This window comes from Streptomyces sp. NPDC086549 (assembly GCF_044746205.1).
Classification (GTDB): Bacteria; Actinomycetota; Actinomycetes; order Streptomycetales; family Streptomycetaceae; genus Streptomyces.
The window spans coordinates 411,424-426,163 of record NZ_JBIVBS010000001.1; the positions used below are offsets into that span (position 1 = coordinate 411,424).

General features: G+C 71.4%; 15 protein-coding genes. 10 read left to right on the top strand and 5 right to left on the bottom strand.

The annotated features are described in order from the left end of the window. Nucleotides 1-53 precede the first annotated feature (53 nt). Together ACIPSA_RS01895 and ACIPSA_RS01900 are read left to right on the top strand one after the other, a co-directional pair. The gene (locus ACIPSA_RS01895) at nt 54-1,268 is read left to right on the top strand and encodes a helix-turn-helix transcriptional regulator (protein WP_402627652.1); all 1,215 of its coding nucleotides are present in this window, start codon (nt 54-56) and stop codon (nt 1,266-1,268) included. A 56-nt stretch (nt 1,269-1,324) separates the two neighbouring features. Further along, entirely contained in the window at nt 1,325-1,843 is a 519-nt protein-coding gene (locus ACIPSA_RS01900; protein WP_402629425.1) for a DUF4240 domain-containing protein, read from the top strand. A gap of 20 nt (nt 1,844-1,863) precedes the next feature. Here ACIPSA_RS01900 and ACIPSA_RS01905 read toward each other — a convergent pair whose 3' ends face one another. Then, nucleotides 1,864-2,091 carry a hypothetical protein gene (locus ACIPSA_RS01905; RefSeq protein WP_402627654.1) on the bottom strand — a complete coding sequence of 76 codons (228 nt, stop codon included), beginning with the start codon at nt 2,089-2,091 and terminating at the stop codon, nt 1,864-1,866. A gap of 71 nt (nt 2,092-2,162) precedes the next feature. After that, complete coding sequence (locus tag ACIPSA_RS01910) at nt 2,163-3,020, bottom strand: peptidoglycan recognition protein (protein WP_402629428.1); 858 nt, start codon at nt 3,018-3,020, stop codon at nt 2,163-2,165. Nucleotides 3,021-3,287: 267 nt separating this feature from the next. On the opposite strand from ACIPSA_RS01910, the gene ACIPSA_RS01915 reads away from it, so the two are divergent. Further along, nucleotides 3,288-4,481 carry a MarP family serine protease gene (locus tag ACIPSA_RS01915; RefSeq protein ID WP_402627657.1) on the top strand — a complete coding sequence of 398 codons (1,194 nt, stop codon included), beginning with the start codon at nt 3,288-3,290 and terminating at the stop codon, nt 4,479-4,481. A gap of 16 nt (nt 4,482-4,497) precedes the next feature. Here ACIPSA_RS01915 and ACIPSA_RS01920 read toward each other — a convergent pair whose 3' ends face one another. After that, entirely contained in the window at nt 4,498-4,986 is a 489-nt protein-coding gene (locus ACIPSA_RS01920; RefSeq protein WP_402627660.1) for a GNAT family N-acetyltransferase, read from the bottom strand. Between the two features lie 37 nt (nt 4,987-5,023). Between ACIPSA_RS01920 and ACIPSA_RS01925 the strand changes: the two genes are divergently transcribed. Both ACIPSA_RS01925 and ACIPSA_RS01930 read left to right on the top strand, forming a co-directional pair. Further along, complete coding sequence (locus ACIPSA_RS01925) at nt 5,024-5,923, top strand: TIGR01777 family oxidoreductase (RefSeq protein WP_402627663.1); 900 nt, start codon at nt 5,024-5,026, stop codon at nt 5,921-5,923. Nucleotides 5,924-6,084: 161 nt separating this feature from the next. Continuing rightward, nucleotides 6,085-7,440, top strand: coding sequence for an FAD-dependent oxidoreductase (locus ACIPSA_RS01930; RefSeq protein ID WP_402627665.1), 1,356 nt, complete (start codon nt 6,085-6,087; stop codon nt 7,438-7,440). A gap of 251 nt (nt 7,441-7,691) precedes the next feature. Here the strand turns inward: ACIPSA_RS01930 and ACIPSA_RS01935 are convergent, their stop codons facing one another. After that, nucleotides 7,692-9,125: a regulator gene (locus ACIPSA_RS01935; protein ID WP_402627668.1), complete on the bottom strand. Its 1,434-nt coding sequence runs from the start codon at nt 9,123-9,125 to the stop codon at nt 7,692-7,694. Nucleotides 9,126-9,375: 250 nt separating this feature from the next. On the opposite strand from ACIPSA_RS01935, the gene lipB reads away from it, so the two are divergent. From lipB to ACIPSA_RS01955, 4 genes are all read left to right on the top strand, one after another. Further along, the gene (gene lipB / locus ACIPSA_RS01940; protein ID WP_402627671.1) at nt 9,376-10,173 is read left to right on the top strand and encodes a lipoyl(octanoyl) transferase LipB; all 798 of its coding nucleotides are present in this window, start codon (nt 9,376-9,378) and stop codon (nt 10,171-10,173) included. A gap of 108 nt (nt 10,174-10,281) precedes the next feature. Continuing rightward, complete coding sequence (lipA, locus tag ACIPSA_RS01945) at nt 10,282-11,271, top strand: lipoyl synthase (protein ID WP_402627674.1); 990 nt, start codon at nt 10,282-10,284, stop codon at nt 11,269-11,271. A gap of 271 nt (nt 11,272-11,542) precedes the next feature. After that, complete coding sequence (locus ACIPSA_RS01950) at nt 11,543-11,740, top strand: hypothetical protein (protein WP_386574392.1); 198 nt, start codon at nt 11,543-11,545, stop codon at nt 11,738-11,740. 59 nt (nt 11,741-11,799) lie between these two features. Continuing rightward, on the top strand, nt 11,800-12,501 hold the full coding sequence (locus ACIPSA_RS01955) for a DUF4191 domain-containing protein (RefSeq protein WP_402627677.1): 702 nt from the start codon (nt 11,800-11,802) through the stop codon (nt 12,499-12,501). Between the two features lie 96 nt (nt 12,502-12,597). On the opposite strand, the gene ACIPSA_RS01960 is transcribed toward ACIPSA_RS01955, so the two are convergent. Next, nucleotides 12,598-13,065, bottom strand: coding sequence for an RDD family protein (locus ACIPSA_RS01960; protein WP_402627680.1), 468 nt, complete (start codon nt 13,063-13,065; stop codon nt 12,598-12,600). Between the two features lie 210 nt (nt 13,066-13,275). Here ACIPSA_RS01960 and glnA point away from each other — a divergent pair, with 210 nt between their 5' ends. After that, nucleotides 13,276-14,685 carry a type I glutamate--ammonia ligase gene (gene glnA, locus ACIPSA_RS01965; protein ID WP_402627682.1) on the top strand — a complete coding sequence of 470 codons (1,410 nt, stop codon included), beginning with the start codon at nt 13,276-13,278 and terminating at the stop codon, nt 14,683-14,685. Nucleotides 14,686-14,740 lie beyond the last annotated feature (55 nt).

Below are 14,740 nucleotides of genomic sequence, written 5' to 3' on the forward strand. Positions count from 1 at the left end.
TGCGGCGACTGCCGTACCCCTTCGCTGTCGGTGGGGCCCGGCATCATGGCCGTATGCGCGCTGCCCGGCTGATCAAGATGGTGCTCCTCCTTCAGTCCCGGCCCTCGATGACCGCCGCCGAGCTGGCGCGGGAGCTGGAGGTGTCGGAGCGGACGGTGACGCGGGACGCGCAGGCGCTGTCGGAGGCGGGGGTGCCGGTGTACGCGGACCGGGGGCGGGCCGGCGGGTACCGGCTGATCGGCGGGTACCGGACCCGGCTGACGGGGCTCGCCCGGAGCGAGGCGGAAGCCCTGTTCCTGAGCGGAGTGCCGGAAGCACTGCGGGAGATGGGGCTGGAGGACGCCGCCTCCGCGGCCCGGCTGAAGGTGTCGGCGGCCCTCCTGCCTTCCTTGAGCGACGCGTCCCGCACGGCGGCGCAGCGGTTCCATCTGGACGCGCCCGCCTGGTTCCGGGAGCCGGAGACGCCCGCGCTGCTGCCCGCGATCGCCGAGGCGGTGTGGGACGACCGCGGTGTCACGGCCCGCTACCGGCGCGGGCAGGCCGAGGTGGAGCGGACCCTCGAACCGTACGGACTCGTACTGAAGGCGGGCGTCTGGTACCTGTGCGCACGGGTCCTGGCGCCGGACGGCGCGAACAACGCGACCGGCACACACAGGGCGAGCGACGCGACTGACGTGCACGGCCTGCGCGGCGCGGGGCGTCCGGGCGACGCGGACGGCGCGGGCGGCCTGACCGGCCAGGGCGACACGGACAGTACGACCGGCACACGGGAGGCGGACGGCGCCGGCGGCATGAGCGGCGCGGGCGGCCTCGCCGACGCGGGCGGCGCGAGCGGTGTCCGGGGCCGCGGCGCGGGCGTCACCGGTGGCTTCCGGACCTATCGCATCGACCGGATCACCGCCGTCACCGCCCACGACACCCGCTTCGTCCGTGACGAGGAGTTCGACCTGCCCGGCTTCTGGGCCGCGCAGGCAGAAACGTTCGCGCGGTCGATCCTGCGGGACGAGGTCGTAGTACGGCTGTCCCCGGAGGGCGCGCGGAGGCTGGCGTACGCCGTCGATCCCGTCTCCGCGCGTGAGGCGCTGGAGACCGCGGGCGAGGCGGACGGCGACGGGTGGGTGACCGCGACGCTTCCGGTGGAGTCCGAGGAGGTCGCGCACACCCAGCTCACGGCGCTCGGGCCGGAGGCCGAGGTGCTGGCGCCGGAGAGCCTGCGGGAGCAACTCGCCCGGGACGCGGCGCGACTGGCGGAGCTCTACCGCCGATAACAATCCGCCACACTCCACGTGCGCCCCACCCGCCCAGGCCCGATGCTTGACCCGTGATGGAAGAGTCGGAGTTCTGGGACCTGGTGGACGCCGCCCGCGAGGCCGCCGAGGGCGACCCGGAGGAGCAGGCCGACCTGCTCGTGGAGCGGCTGCTCCAGCTGGACCCGGAGTCGGTCCTGGACTTCGCCCGTCACTTCGAGTCCCGCTACAACCGGGCGTACCGCTGGGAACTGTGGGGCGCCGCCTGGGTGCTGCTCGACGGAGCGAGCGACGACGCCTTCGACTTCTTCCGGTGCTGGCTGATCGGGCAGGGCCGCGACGTCTTCGAGGGCGCCGTGCACGACCCGGACGCGCTGGCCGAACTCCTGGACGAGTTCGACGAGGAGATCGACGGCGACGGCGAGGAGCTGGGCTACGCCGCGGACGAGGCGTACGAGCAGCTCACCGGGACGGTCGCCCCGGACCTGGGCATCGCGCCCGCGCCCTCGGAACCGGAGGGCGCGCCCGTCGACTTCGAGAACGAGGGGGCGCTCGCGGAGCGGTACCCCAGACTGTGGGACCGGTTCAGGGAGTGAGCGTCCTGCGCGGGTGAGTGTCAGGCCGCCGTGCGCCGGCGGCCGGTGTCCGCGGGGATGTACACCTGCGTCTGCTCGGCCCGCACCGCGTGGTGGAGGGGCGCCTTGTTGGCCTGGTCGAGCGCGGACGCGGTGACCGCGGCCGGTCCGAGGATCACCGTGGCGACGGCGCAGACGACGGCCCAGGGGCTGCTCACGGCCTTGGCCCAGCCGGTGTTCTCCGTGGTTTCCGGACGACTGCTGTTCATGATCCCCACCTCCAGTCGGCTTGTGTTGCCTTGACCGTAGAACGCGGGGATCTGAGGGACCTGCGTGCAGCCTATGGCGTTCCTGTGGGCGTCGCGGTGGCTGTCCCGGGGGGCTTTCCCTCGGCCTTTCCCGCGGGCTTTCCCGCGGCCTTTCCCGCGGGCTTTTCGGCGAGTGTTCCGGCAGGTGTCCTGCCCTGCAGGCGTGCCGCCGCCTCCCTCAGCTCCGGAAGCTTGGCGGTCAGGGCCGCTCCCGGACAGTTGGTCATGTATCCGTCCTGGTGACCCGAGAGGGCGGGCAGGGTGGCGGTGGTGCCGACCGCGTAGCGGCTGAGGCTGTTGCTGGAGACCAGCTGGACGTAGGAGCGCGGGTCGACGCCGGCGGAGCCGAGCTTCCATGCGGCGAGGGCGGCGATCGCGTCGGTCATCGCGCGCGGCACGGGCACTCCGGCGGTGAAGGTGCCGATGGCGGCGATGCCCGAGGTGCGGTGGTTGAAGCCCTGGGCGTGGGCGCCGGTGACGGCGCGGTCCACACCGCCCGCACGGCCCTCGTAGATCGTGCCGCAGCGGTCGACGAGGAAGTTGTAGCCGATGTCGTCCCAGCTGCGGCCGCCGGTCTGGCCCGCGTACAGATGGCGGATGATGCGGGGCGCGTCGGAGCAGGCATAGCCGTTGGGCGAGTCGGTGTGGTGGACGAAGACGGCGACGACCCTGTCGTCGTAGCGCGGAGGCGGCTGGGTGTGGGACGTGGTGTCGTCCAGCCAGGCCGTCCGCGGCACGATGCGGGGCTTGGCCGCGCGGTGCGGCGCCGCCGCCGGGCTGGCCGCCGCGGGCTGTGCGGGCCGGGCCAGGGCGACCGGGCGGTCGACGCCGCTTGCGCACAGCACCAGCGCGAGGACGGCGGCGAGGCCGGGCAGGCAGCCGAGCGCCACGAGGGCCGGGCCGGGCAGGCGCACGGCGCGCACGGCGTACCGCCTCCACGGGCCCCGCGCTCTTCGCAGAAAACGCATGGGTCCCACTGTGGTGGTGATCCGCTTCGCCCGCGACGTGTGGTGTGCCACCTGGTGGAACCATCGTCATGGTCCGAGACGTTTTCGGAGGTACACGTGCGCGTGGCCGGTTTCCGGGTGTCACGTGCGCGTGACTGATCACTGGGCCCGTCCCGCTCGTAATAAGGGGTCCGAGAGAAAGGCGGCTCCGTGGACCTGCTCGACCTGCTGATTGTGCTGATGATCCTCGTCTATGCGGCGTCCGGTTACCGGCGTGGGCTGGTGGCCGGCTGTGTGTCGCTGGCCGGGTTCGTCGGCGGCGCGGTGATCGGGGTGTGGGTCCTGCCGTGGGTGATGGATCTGGTCACGCGGGGTACGACGGCGGCCACGGTGACCGCGGTACTGACGGTGCTGGTCCCGGGGGTGGTGGGGCACGAGCTCGCGGGGCGGCTGGCGCTGCGGCTGCGGCGCGAGCTGGACCGTAGCGGCCGGGACGGTCTGCGGGTGGCGGACGGGATAGGCGGGGCGGCGGCCAACTCGCTCGCCGTGCTGATCGTGGCATGGGTGGCCGCGAGCGTCCTCGGCGCCTCCTCGTCCCCGATGGTGACGACGGCGATCCGGGACTCGACGCTGCTGGGCGCGGTGCAGGACGCGATGCCGGACACCACGCCCTCGTGGTTCTCGCGTGCCACGTCCGCCCTCACGGAGGCGGGCTTCCCGCAGGTCTTCAACCCGTTCGAGAACGAGTCGACCGCGGAGGTCGCCGCGCCCTCCGGCGACAGTGTCACGGCCAGCGCGACGAACGCCGCCACGAGGAGCACGGTGAAGATCGAGGGCTCCTCCGGCGACCAGGGCCGCGAGGGCAGCGGCTTCGTGTACGCGTCGGAGCACGTGCTGACCAACGCCCATGTGGTGGCCGGAATCGACAGCCCGAGCGTGCGCATCGGCGGTGTCGGCCGGTCGTACGAGGCCCAGGTGGTGCTCTTCGACCCGAAGCGGGACGTGGCCGTGCTGTACGTGCCCGGCCTGACCGCCCCGGTGCTGCGGTTCGACGACGACGCGTCGCGCGGGGACTCGGCGGTGGTCGCGGGCTATCCGCAGGACGGCGACCTGAATCTGCAGGCGGCCACGGTGGCGAACCGGGTGCGGGCGACGGGCCAGAACATCTACAACGACAGCATGGTCACCCGCGAGATCTACTCGATCCGCTCGACGGTCCGCCCCGGCAACTCCGGCGGCCCGCTGCTGACCACCGACGGCCGGGTGTACGGCATGGTCTTCGCCCGCTCCACCTCCGACAATGAGACGGGCTACGTCCTGACAGTGGACGAGGTGGCCGCCGACGCGGCGCGCGGGGCGACGGCGACCACGCCGGTGGACACCGGGGACCTGATCACTGAGTAGGGCGGAGCAGGGCTCGTCAGAGCGGGCGCCCCATGAACACGTCGTCCACATACTCCCCGGCCACCAGGAACTCCTCCGGCAGCACCCCTTCGACCACGAACCCCACCGACTCGTAGAGCGCCCGCGCGGGGGCGTTGTGGCCCAGGACGCGCAGCGTGATGCGGCGGGCGCCGCGGCGCCGGGCCTCCTCGACGGCGGCGCGGACCAGCGCGCGGCCCACGCCCCTGCCGCGGGCGTCCTCGTGGACGGCCAGCCCCTGGATCTGCCGTACGTGGGCGTTCGAGGCGAGCGGGGTCGGGAAGCCGATTTTGACGTAGCCGACGATGCGGCGGTCGAGTTCGGCGACCAGCGTGTCCTCGGGGGTGTGGCGCTCGCTGAAGAAGGGGCCGTACGGCGGCTGCGGCTGGGGCATCACCTCGTGCACGGGCGACCAGGTGGTCTTGTCGAGGATGGTCAACTCCTCGTCGTCGTCGGGCAGGGCGAAGCGTATGTAGGGATCCGGCATGACGGCCACCTTAGAGGCGACGGTGCAGGATGAGTTCATGGAACGATCGCGAATCGCGGTGACCGGCGCATCCGGTCTCATCGGCAGCGCTCTGGTGCGGTCCCTGGCCGCGGACGGACACGAGGTGGTGCGTCTGGTCCGTCGTGCGTCCCGGGGCGCCGGCGAGGTCTGCTGGGACCCGGAGGGGCAGTACGTGGACGCGGCGGGGCTCGTCGGCTGTGACGCCGTGGTCAATCTCGCGGGCGCCGGGATCGGCGACCAGCGCTGGACGGACGCGTACAAGCGGAAGATCAGGGACAGCCGGGTGCTGGGCACGGCGGCGCTGGCGGAGGCCGTCGCGTCGCTGGACGAACCGCCGCGCGTCTTCGTCAGCGGCAGCGCGATCGGGGTCTACGGCGACACCGGGGACCGTGCCGTCGACGAGCGGACGCCGCCCGGGGACGGTTTCCTGCCCTCGCTGTGCGTGGAGTGGGAGGAGGCGACGGCGCCCGCGCAGGAGGCGGGCGTACGGACCGTGTTCGCCCGCACCGGGCTGGTGGTGGCCCGTGAGGGCGGTGCCTGGGGGCGGCTGTTCCCGCTGTTCAGGGCCGGGCTGGGCGGCCGGATGGGAGACGGGCGGCAGTACTGGTCGTTCATCGCGCTGCACGACGAGGTGGCCGCGATCCGCCATCTCATCGACAGCGACGGCCTGTCCGGCCCGTTCAACCTGACCGCCCCGCACCCCCTGACGAACCGTGAGATCACGGCGGCGATGGGGCGGGTGCTGCACCGGCCGGCCGTCTTCCCGGTCCCGGCACCGGTGCTGCGCACCGTGCTGGGCGAGATGGCCTCGGAGGTGCTCGGCAGCCAGCGGGTGCTGCCGAAGCGGCTGTTGGAGTCGGGCTTCGAGTTCGCTTTCCCCGGCATCGAGGATGCGATCCGGGCGGCCCTGGGATAGCACGGAGATGACCGCATGCGACCGTCGTGCGACCGTGCTCTGTCGGTGCGCGACTGTCCTTGACAATTCGCGGCCCTAACCTCGACCCGAACTCGGGTATCCCTGGAGCCAGTTGGGGGCATGACGTCTCCACCGGCCGCGCAAAATCGAGGAGGGGCCTCGTGCTTGAGCCCGTGTACCAGGCGGACGTCGTCATCGTGGGAGCAGGAATCGCCGGACTGTCGGCGGCTCATCGGCTGACCAGCGTCGGCGTAACGACCGCAGTCCTAGAGGCCGCCCCTTACGTGGGCGGCCGCATGTCGACGGAGAAGGTCGACGGCTTCCGGCTCGACCGGATCGGACAGCTCCTGTCCACCTCCTATCCCGAGCTACGCCTGACACCAGGGCTCGACGCCCTCGTCCTGCGCCCCTTCGCCCCAGGCGTCCTGCTGCACCACGACGGACGCCGGCACCGCGTGGGCGCCCCGGCGGGCGGAGGGAGCGCAAGGGGCGCACTCCACGCGGTGCGCGCCCTGGCGAGCGCTCCCAGGAGTTCGGCCGCGTCGCCCGTGCGCGCGGGCGCGCCGATGGGCGGTGCCGTCGACCAGGCCCGGCTCGGCGTGGCGCTCGCCCGGATCGCCGGTACGCCCGTCGAGCGCATCCTGGCCCGCCCCGAACTGCCCGCCGCGCAGGCGCTCGCGGTCCGTGGGGTGCCCGCCCGCACCATCGGCGGTTTCCTGCGCCCGCTGCTCGCCGCCCTGCTGTGCGACCCGGAGCTGCGGACGTCCAGCCGGTGCGCCGACCTCGCGCTGCGCGCCTTCGCGAGCGGACGGCTCTGTGTGCCCGAGGGCGGCGCCGAGGCGCTGCCGGAGCTGCTCGCCCGCGCACTGCCGCCCGGCACCGTGCACACCGGGGTCCGGGTCACCTCCGTCTCGACGACCTCGGTGACAACCGCCGACCACGGCGAGATCCGCTGCCGTGCCGTGCTGCTGGCCACCGACGCGCGGGCCGCGGCCGAGCTGCTGCCCGGTCTGCGGGTGCCGGACTTCCACCCGGTGACGGTGGTGCACCACACGACCGACGAGCCCCCGGTCACCGGCGCCTCGCTGCTGCTCGACGCCGACCGCGGCGGCCCGGTCGCACACAGCGCGGTGGTCAGCGCCGTCGACCCGAGCCGCGCGCCCGCGGGCCGGGCGCTCGTCTCGTCGACCGTCCTGGGCACTCCCCCCGAGGGCGTCGACACGGCCGTACGCATGCACCTGTCACGGCTGTACGGCACCTCGACCCGCCGTTGGGAGACCCTCGCCGTGCACCACACCGCCGAGGCCGTTCCCGCAATGCGCCCGCCGCACGACCTGCGCCGCCCGGTACGGCTCCTGGCGGGCCTGTACGTGTGCGGCGACCACCGCGACACCAGCACCGTCCAGGGCGCCCTGCACTCGGCCCACCGGGCCGCGGCGGCGATCCTGGCGGACCTGGGCGCGGCGGGCTCGATGCACCGGGCGGACCCGCTGCCGACGATGAAACGGGCCGCCTGAACGGAAACGGGCAGCCTGAACGCTCCGCTGCAAGTCCGGTGTGTCGTCCGCGGCTCCGTCGTGGCTGGTCGCTCCCCCAAGTTCTCGGCTTCGCTCGAACAGGGGGACCCCCATCGCGGCGGAGCCGCATGTCGACAGCACCCCGCGCCCCTTCAGGGCGCTGCCGAACCGCACGGGACTTCGCCGGACCCGCTGAGCCAAGACGGGTGAGTGCCGCCCGGCCGACACGGGAAGCGCCGCTCGGCCGACATTCACCCGAGAGCCGCCACCCTGTCCCGGTAGCCCCGCACCGGCGCCGCGTCCTTGTAGGGCTCCAGACGGCGCTCGAAGTCCTTGACGTATTCGAGCGCCCGTACGGAGCGCATCTCCACCGCCTGCCCGGCGGCCTCCGCGCCCAGCGCGCAGGCCTGGTCGAGTTCGCCGAGGCCGAGGCGGGCGGTGGCGAGGACGACACGGCAGAAGAGGCGGCTGCGGGCGAACGTGGGGGCGCGCAGTTGCAGAGAGCGTTCCGCGTGCTGCGCGGAGGCGCGGAACTGCTGCAGATCCCGGTGGCAGTGCCCGAACTCGTCGGCGAGCTGCGCCTCGTCGAAGAAGCGCGCCCAGTACGGCACCTCGTCCCCGGGCCGGGCCGCCTCCAGGGAGCGCTCCGCGCGAACCAGCGCGGCCGTGCAGGCCCGCACCTCGCCGAGTACGCCGTGCGCGCGGGCTTCCGCGGAGTGCAGCAGCGCCTGCACGACCGGCGGGGCGGTGGTCCCGACTCCCTGCTGTGCCACGCGTGCCAGCTGGACGGCCTCGCGGCCGTGTCCGAGGTAGACCGCCTGCCGGCTCATGGTGACCAGCACGTAGGAACCGTACGTCCGGTCCCCCGCCGCCTGGGCGAGGCGCAGCGCCTGGACGAAGTAGCGCTGGGCCAGTCCGTGCGCGGCGATGTCGTACGAGGTCCAGCCGGCGAGCCGGGTCAGGTCGGCGGCCGCCGCGAACAGGCGGCGGCCGGTCTGCTCGCCGTAGGTGCCGCGCAGCATCGGCTCGCACTCGTGCTCCAGGTAGCGCACGAGTGCCTGGCGGGCGTGACCGCCGCCGTAGGCGTCGTCGAGGGTGCGGAAGAGCTCTCCGACCGAGCGCAGCGCGGCGATGTCGCCGCCGGTGACCTTCTGGCCGGGGCCGCGCTCGGGGCCGCGCGGGCGGGGGACGACGGGCCGCCCCTGGGCGGGCAGCTTGGGCATCGGCTCGCCGCGGGCCACCCTGTCGTCGGCCCGGCCGATCAGCCAGTCCCGGCTGGGCACGACCAGGCCCGCCGGGGTGAACGCGATCTTGCGCAGCTCGGCGTGGCTGCCGGAGTCCTTGCGCCACAGCCCGCTGACAATGTCGATGGCCTCCTCGGGGGTGGCCGCGAACTCCAGCCCGGCGTACACCGGCGCACAGGCGTCCAGGCCGAGGTCCTGCGCCGTGAGCCGGCGCCCGAGCCGGCGCGTGAAGACCTCGGCGATGAGCGCGGGCGTGGTGCCCCGGGGCTGCTGCCCGCGCAGCCACCGGGTCACGGATGTCTTGTCGTATCTGAGATCCAGCCCGTGTTCGAGGCCGAGCTGATCGACGCGTCGGGCCAGACCTGCGTTGGAGAATCCCGCTTCTGCGATGAGCGCGGCGAGCTGTCGGTTGGGCGTGCGCTGCGCGGGTCGTTCCGTCATCTGCGGTGCGGTCTCCTGCCTTCGGGCCTTCACGCGAGACCGCGTGGTGCCCGGATTGCCTGTGAGCAGCCCTTATGGCCTCGTGAACGGCGCGAATGTAGCGGAGAGTGAGCAGTCGATCGCACACTTCGAAGTTCATTCATCCGATCGTGTGAGGATTGCCCCCGAGGCTGACGCGATCCGGCCGGACGTACAGTGGCTCGGGCGCATTACATGCCTGACACACCCATCGCCGAGGGAGGCGCTTGCCGTGAGTGAGTTGCGGTTCGTCCGCATGGGGTTCGGCGCACAGGCCGTCGAGTACCAGGAGGCGTGGGACGAGCAGCGCCGGGTGCACGCGGCGCGGTTCGCCGACGAGGTTCCCGACACCGTGCTGCTGCTCGAACACCCGCCGGTCTACACGGCGGGCCGCCGCACCGAGGACAGCGAGCGCCCGCTCGACGGCACACCGGTCGTCGACGTGGACCGCGGCGGCAAGATCACCTGGCACGGCCCCGGACAGCTCGTCGGCTACCCCATCCAGAAGCTCCCGCGCCCGGTGGACGTGGTCGCGCACGTACGGCGCCTGGAGGAGGCGCTGATCCGCACGTGCGCGGAGTTCGGCCTGGAGACCACTCGGGTCGAAGGCCGCAGCGGCGTGTGGATCCTCGGAGACCCGGTCGAGCAGCGGCCGACGCTCGGCGGGCTCTCCCTGGACTTCGACCCGCGGCTGACCGACGACCAGTTCGACCCCCGGCTGAACGGGCCGGAGTACGCGCCCTCCAACGCCGGACAGCGGCGCGAGGACCGGAAGATCGCGCAGATCGGCATCCGCGTCGCCAAGGGCGTCACGATGCACGGCTTCTCCTTCAACGTGAACCCGGACAACGCCTGGTTCGACCGGATCATCCCGTGCGGCATCCGGGACGCGGGTGTCACCTCCCTCGCCAACGAGCTGGGCCGGGACATCACGGTCGAGGAGGTCCTGCCGACGGCCGAACGACACCTGAAGGACATCCTCGAGAATGCCGAGCTCAAGCCGCGGGTGATCGAGAAGGCGACTGCCTGACCTCGGGAATGGACCCCGCCGAGGTGAGGTTGGCCTCGCGGGAAAGCCCCAACAAGCACGGGCGTACCCTGGTGTACGCCGAAGAATCGAAGCTACAGGGAGCCGGTCGTGTCCGCAGTCACCCCCGACGGACGCAAGATGCTGCGCCTGGAGGTCCGCAACAGCCAGACCCCCATCGAGCGCAAGCCCGAGTGGATCAAGACCCGGGCGAAAATGGGCCCCGAGTACACGGAGATGCAGAAGCTCGTCAAGAGCGAGGGTCTGCACACGGTCTGCCAGGAAGCCGGCTGCCCGAACATCTACGAGTGCTGGGAGGACCGCGAGGCGACCTTCCTCATCGGCGGCGACCAGTGCACCCGGCGCTGTGACTTCTGCCAGATCGACACCGGCAAGCCCGAGGCCCTCGACCGCGACGAGCCCCGCCGCGTCGGCGAGTCCGTGGTCACCATGGACCTCAACTACGCCACCATCACCGGCGTCGCCCGCGACGACCTGGAGGACGGCGGCGCCTGGCTGTACGCCGAGACCGTGCGCCAGATCCACCAGCAGACGGCGGAGCGTGCGGCCGGCCGTACCAAGGTCGAGCTCCTGGCCCCCGACTTCAACGCGGTCCCCGAACTGCTGGAGGAGGTCTTCGCCTCCCGTCCCGAGGTCTTCGCGCACAACGTCGAGACGGTGCCCCGGATCTTCAAGCGGATCCGCCCCGGCTTCCGCTACGAGCGCTCGCTGCAGGTCATCACCGCCGCGCGCGACTACGGCCTGGTCACCAAGTCGAACCTGATCCTCGGCATGGGCGAGACCCGCGAGGAGGTCAGCGAGGCGCTCGGTCAGCTGCACGACGCGGGCTGTGAGCTCATCACGATCACCCAGTACCTGCGCCCCTCCGTGCGTCACCACCCCGTGGAGCGCTGGGTCAAGCCGCACGAGTTCGTGGAGCTGAAGGAGGAGGCCGAGCAGATCGGCTTCTCCGGCGTGATGTCCGGCCCGCTGGTCCGGTCCTCCTACCGCGCCGGGCGGCTCTACCAGATGGCAGTGGAACAGCGCGGATCAGCCGCTCCGCAGCAGGACGGCGCCCTCATCGCCGGCCAGGCCGTCTGACACATCGTCACCACCCTTGCGCCATACGGGCGCGGGACAAGCGTGTGAATTCGCGCACGAGTTATTACCGGCCAGTAATGACCGGGAAGACGCGGCCCTGACCGTCCTCGCAGATGAGGGACCTCGTCAGGGTCGCGTCAAGTTCCATCCCCACCCCATCAAGGCTTCATTGGCGTTTGACCGGTCGGTCACACCCTGGTAACACCGAACAGTGACCCTGGTATCACGCCACGTACACCCGTACCCGAAGCCGCTGAGGGGGACCTCCACCATGCAGGCCGCGCCCGTTCGCGCCACCGCCATCCCGTCCTTCACCGACGCGCTCCGCGCCGTCGAGTCCCTGCTCATGAGCGGCGGCCAGCGCACCGCCCGCCGCAACGCCTGGACCTCCGTCCTCGAGGACCGCCGTCGCGCCAAGGACCGGGTCGAGGCACAGCGTGTCCTGGAGCAGGCCGCCACCCGCTCGTGACACCTCGCCTCCGGGCACTGCCGTCGTGGGCACTCTTGGGGCCACGTAGACTTCGTGGCATGGCGAGGAAGGAAACCGCAGCGGATGCTGCGAACCCGGGGCGACTGAAGCAGATCGCTCTCACATACAAGATGACCCGCAAGGCCGACAAAATGATCGGTCTTGTACTCGCGGCTGTCGGCATCGGCACCTTCGGTGTTTTCCTCGCGATCGGCTTCTTGATCGGCCACCCCATCTACCTGGGCATCCTGGGTCTGCTGCTCGCGTTCCTCGCGGCGGCGATCGTGTTCGGGCGCCGGGCCGAGCGGGCCGCTTTCGGGCAGATGGAGGGCCAGCCGGGCGCCGCCGCGGCCGTGCTCGACAACATCGGCCGAGGCTGGACGACGACCCCCGCGGTGGCGATGAACCGCAGCCAGGACGTGGTGCACCGGGCCGTCGGCAAGGCCGGCATCGTCCTTGTGGCCGAGGGCAACCCGAACCGGGTGAAGAGCCTGCTCGCCGCCGAGAAGAAGAAGATGAACCGCATCGTCGCGGACGTGCCGGTGCACGATGTGATCGTCGGCACGGGCGAGGGCCAGGTCGAGCTGAAGAAGCTGCGCACGACCATGCTGAAGTTCCCGCGCGTGCTGACCGGCCCGCAGGTCACCACCACCAACGACCGGCTGCGCGCCATGGGCGACCTGATGAGCAACATGCCGCTGCCGAAGGGTCCGATGCCCAAGGGGATGCGGATGCCGAAGGGCGGCGGCAAGGCCCGCTGACCCCGCTGCTACGACGAAGGGGGCGCCCGGATCTCTCCGGGCGCCCCCTTCGTCGTAGCAGGGTCGCCTCGTCGAAGCAGGGTCGTCGCGGAAGAGTCAGAGCCGCACTTCCACGGTGCGTGCGAGCCGGTCGTGGAGTCCGCGTCCGTCGCGGTCCCAGATGAGGGCCGGGAGGGCGAGACAGAGCAGGACCGTGCGCACGAGGGAGCGCAGCGGCTGCACGCGGCCGGTGTCGACGCCGACCACCCGCAGGCCGAAGAGCCGCTTGCCGGGCGTGAAGCCGACCGTTCCGACCGTCAGGACACTCAGCACGAAGAAGACGAGCAGCGCCCAGTTGCTGGTGGCGGGGCTGTAGCCGTGAGTGAGCAGGCCGTATGCGATCAAGACGCACAGCCCCCAGTCCACGGCCAGCGCCCCCAGCCGCCGTCCCGGGCGGGCGATCGAGCCCGGCCCCTCCTCCGGCAGACCGAGCTGCTCGCCCCGGTATCCGAAGTCGGCACCGGCGTCTTCCATGGCCGCGCGCGGCCCGGAAAGCCACGATCCCATTGCTTGCCTATTGTCCACCCGTCCACGGTACTGCGACCGTAAATGCCCGGGACACGGCGGGGTGTGTCGGGGCTACCGTGGAACCAGAGCCGGTTAACTTCTGCGAAACAAATGGGTCACGCCCGAGAAATCACCCGTCCCTAGGGTCGGGAACAGCGTGTGCCACCGCACTGGCCGCACGAACGAACTACCACCCCGGCGTGGACGGTCGGGAGTAGGAGGAGCTGGATGTTCCAGAACGCCGACGAGGCCAAGAAGTTCATCGCGGACGAGGACGTCAAGTTCATCGACGTCCGCTTCTGCGACCTGCCGGGCGTCATGCAGCACTTCACGGTGCCCGCCGAGGCGTTCGACCCGGACGAGGAGCTCGCCTTCGACGGATCCTCGATCCGCGGCTTCCAGGCCATTCACGAGTCCGACATGGCGCTGCGCGCGGACCTGTCCACCGCCCGGGTCGACCCGTTCCGCCGCGACAAGACCGTCAACATCAACTTCTTCATCCACGACCCGATCACGGGCGAGCAGTACTCCCGTGACCCGCGCAACGTGGCGAAGAAGGCCGAGGCCTACCTCGCGTCCACCGGTATCGCGGACACCGCGTACTTTGGTCCCGAGGCCGAGTTCTACGTCTTCGACAGCGTGCGCTTCAAGACGTCCGAGAACGAGTCGTTCTACCACATCGACTCCGAGGCGGGCGCCTGGAACACGGGCGCGCTGGAGGACAACCGCGGTTACAAGGTCCGCTACAAGGGCGGCTACTTCCCGGTCCCGCCGGTCGACCACTTCGCCGACCTGCGCGCCGAGATCTCCCTCGAGCTGAACAAGGCCGGTCTCCAGGTCGAGCGCCAGCACCACGAGGTGGGCACCGCGGGCCAGGCCGAGATCAACTACAAGTTCAACACGCTGCTCGCGGCCGCCGACGACCTCCAGCTCTTCAAGTACATCGTGAAGAACGTCGCCTGGCGCAACGGCAAGACGGCGACGTTCATGCCGAAGCCGATCTTCGGTGACAACGGCTCGGGCATGCACGTCCACCAGTCGCTGTGGAGCAACGGCGACCCGCTGTTCTACGACGAGGCCGGTTACGCGGGCCTGTCGGACACCGCTCGCTACTACATCGGCGGCATCCTCAGGCACGCCCCGTCGCTGCTGGCCTTCACCAACCCGACGGTGAACTCGTACCACCGCCTGGTGCCCGGCTTCGAGGCCCCGGTCAACCTGGTGTACTCGCAGCGCAACCGCTCCGCGGCCATGCGCATCCCGATCACCGGCTCGAACCCGAAGGCCAAGCGCGTCGAGTTCCGTGCCCCGGACTCCTCCGGCAACCCGTACCTCGCCTTCTCGGCTCTCCTCCTCGCGGGCCTGGACGGCATCAAGAACAAGATCGAGCCGGCCGAGCCGATCGACAAGGACCTGTACGAGCTGGCCCCCGAGGAGCACGCGGGCGTCCCGCAGGTGCCGACCTCGCTCCCGGCCGTCCTCGACTCGCTGGAGCGCGACCACGAGTTCCTGCTCGCCGGTGACGTCTTCACGTCCGACCTGATCGAGACGTGGGTCGACTACAAGCGTGCGAACGAGATCGCCCCGCTGCAGCTGCGTCCGCACCCGCACGAGTTCGAGCTCTACTTCGACGTCTGAGAAGACCGTCCGGCGGTCACGACGCCGGACGCAGCGGTGAGGGCCGCCACCTGCG

Coding starts and splice junctions, on each gene's coding strand:
- ACIPSA_RS01895 (WP_402627652.1), top strand. CDS start 54: ATGCGCGCTGCCCGGCTGATCAAGATGGTGCTCCTCCTTCAGTCCCGG.
- ACIPSA_RS01900 (WP_402629425.1), top strand. CDS start 1,325: ATGGAAGAGTCGGAGTTCTGGGACCTGGTGGACGCCGCCCGCGAGGCC.
- ACIPSA_RS01905 (WP_402627654.1), bottom strand. CDS start 2,091: ATGAACAGCAGTCGTCCGGAAACCACGGAGAACACCGGCTGGGCCAAG.
- ACIPSA_RS01920 (WP_402627660.1), bottom strand. CDS start 4,986: ATGCCGGATCCCTACATACGCTTCGCCCTGCCCGACGACGACGAGGAG.
- ACIPSA_RS01925 (WP_402627663.1), top strand. CDS start 5,024: ATGGAACGATCGCGAATCGCGGTGACCGGCGCATCCGGTCTCATCGGC.
- ACIPSA_RS01935 (WP_402627668.1), bottom strand. CDS start 9,125: ATGACGGAACGACCCGCGCAGCGCACGCCCAACCGACAGCTCGCCGCG.
- ACIPSA_RS01950 (WP_386574392.1), top strand. CDS start 11,543: ATGCAGGCCGCGCCCGTTCGCGCCACCGCCATCCCGTCCTTCACCGAC.
- ACIPSA_RS01955 (WP_402627677.1), top strand. CDS start 11,800: ATGGCGAGGAAGGAAACCGCAGCGGATGCTGCGAACCCGGGGCGACTG.
- glnA (WP_402627682.1), top strand. CDS start 13,276: ATGTTCCAGAACGCCGACGAGGCCAAGAAGTTCATCGCGGACGAGGAC.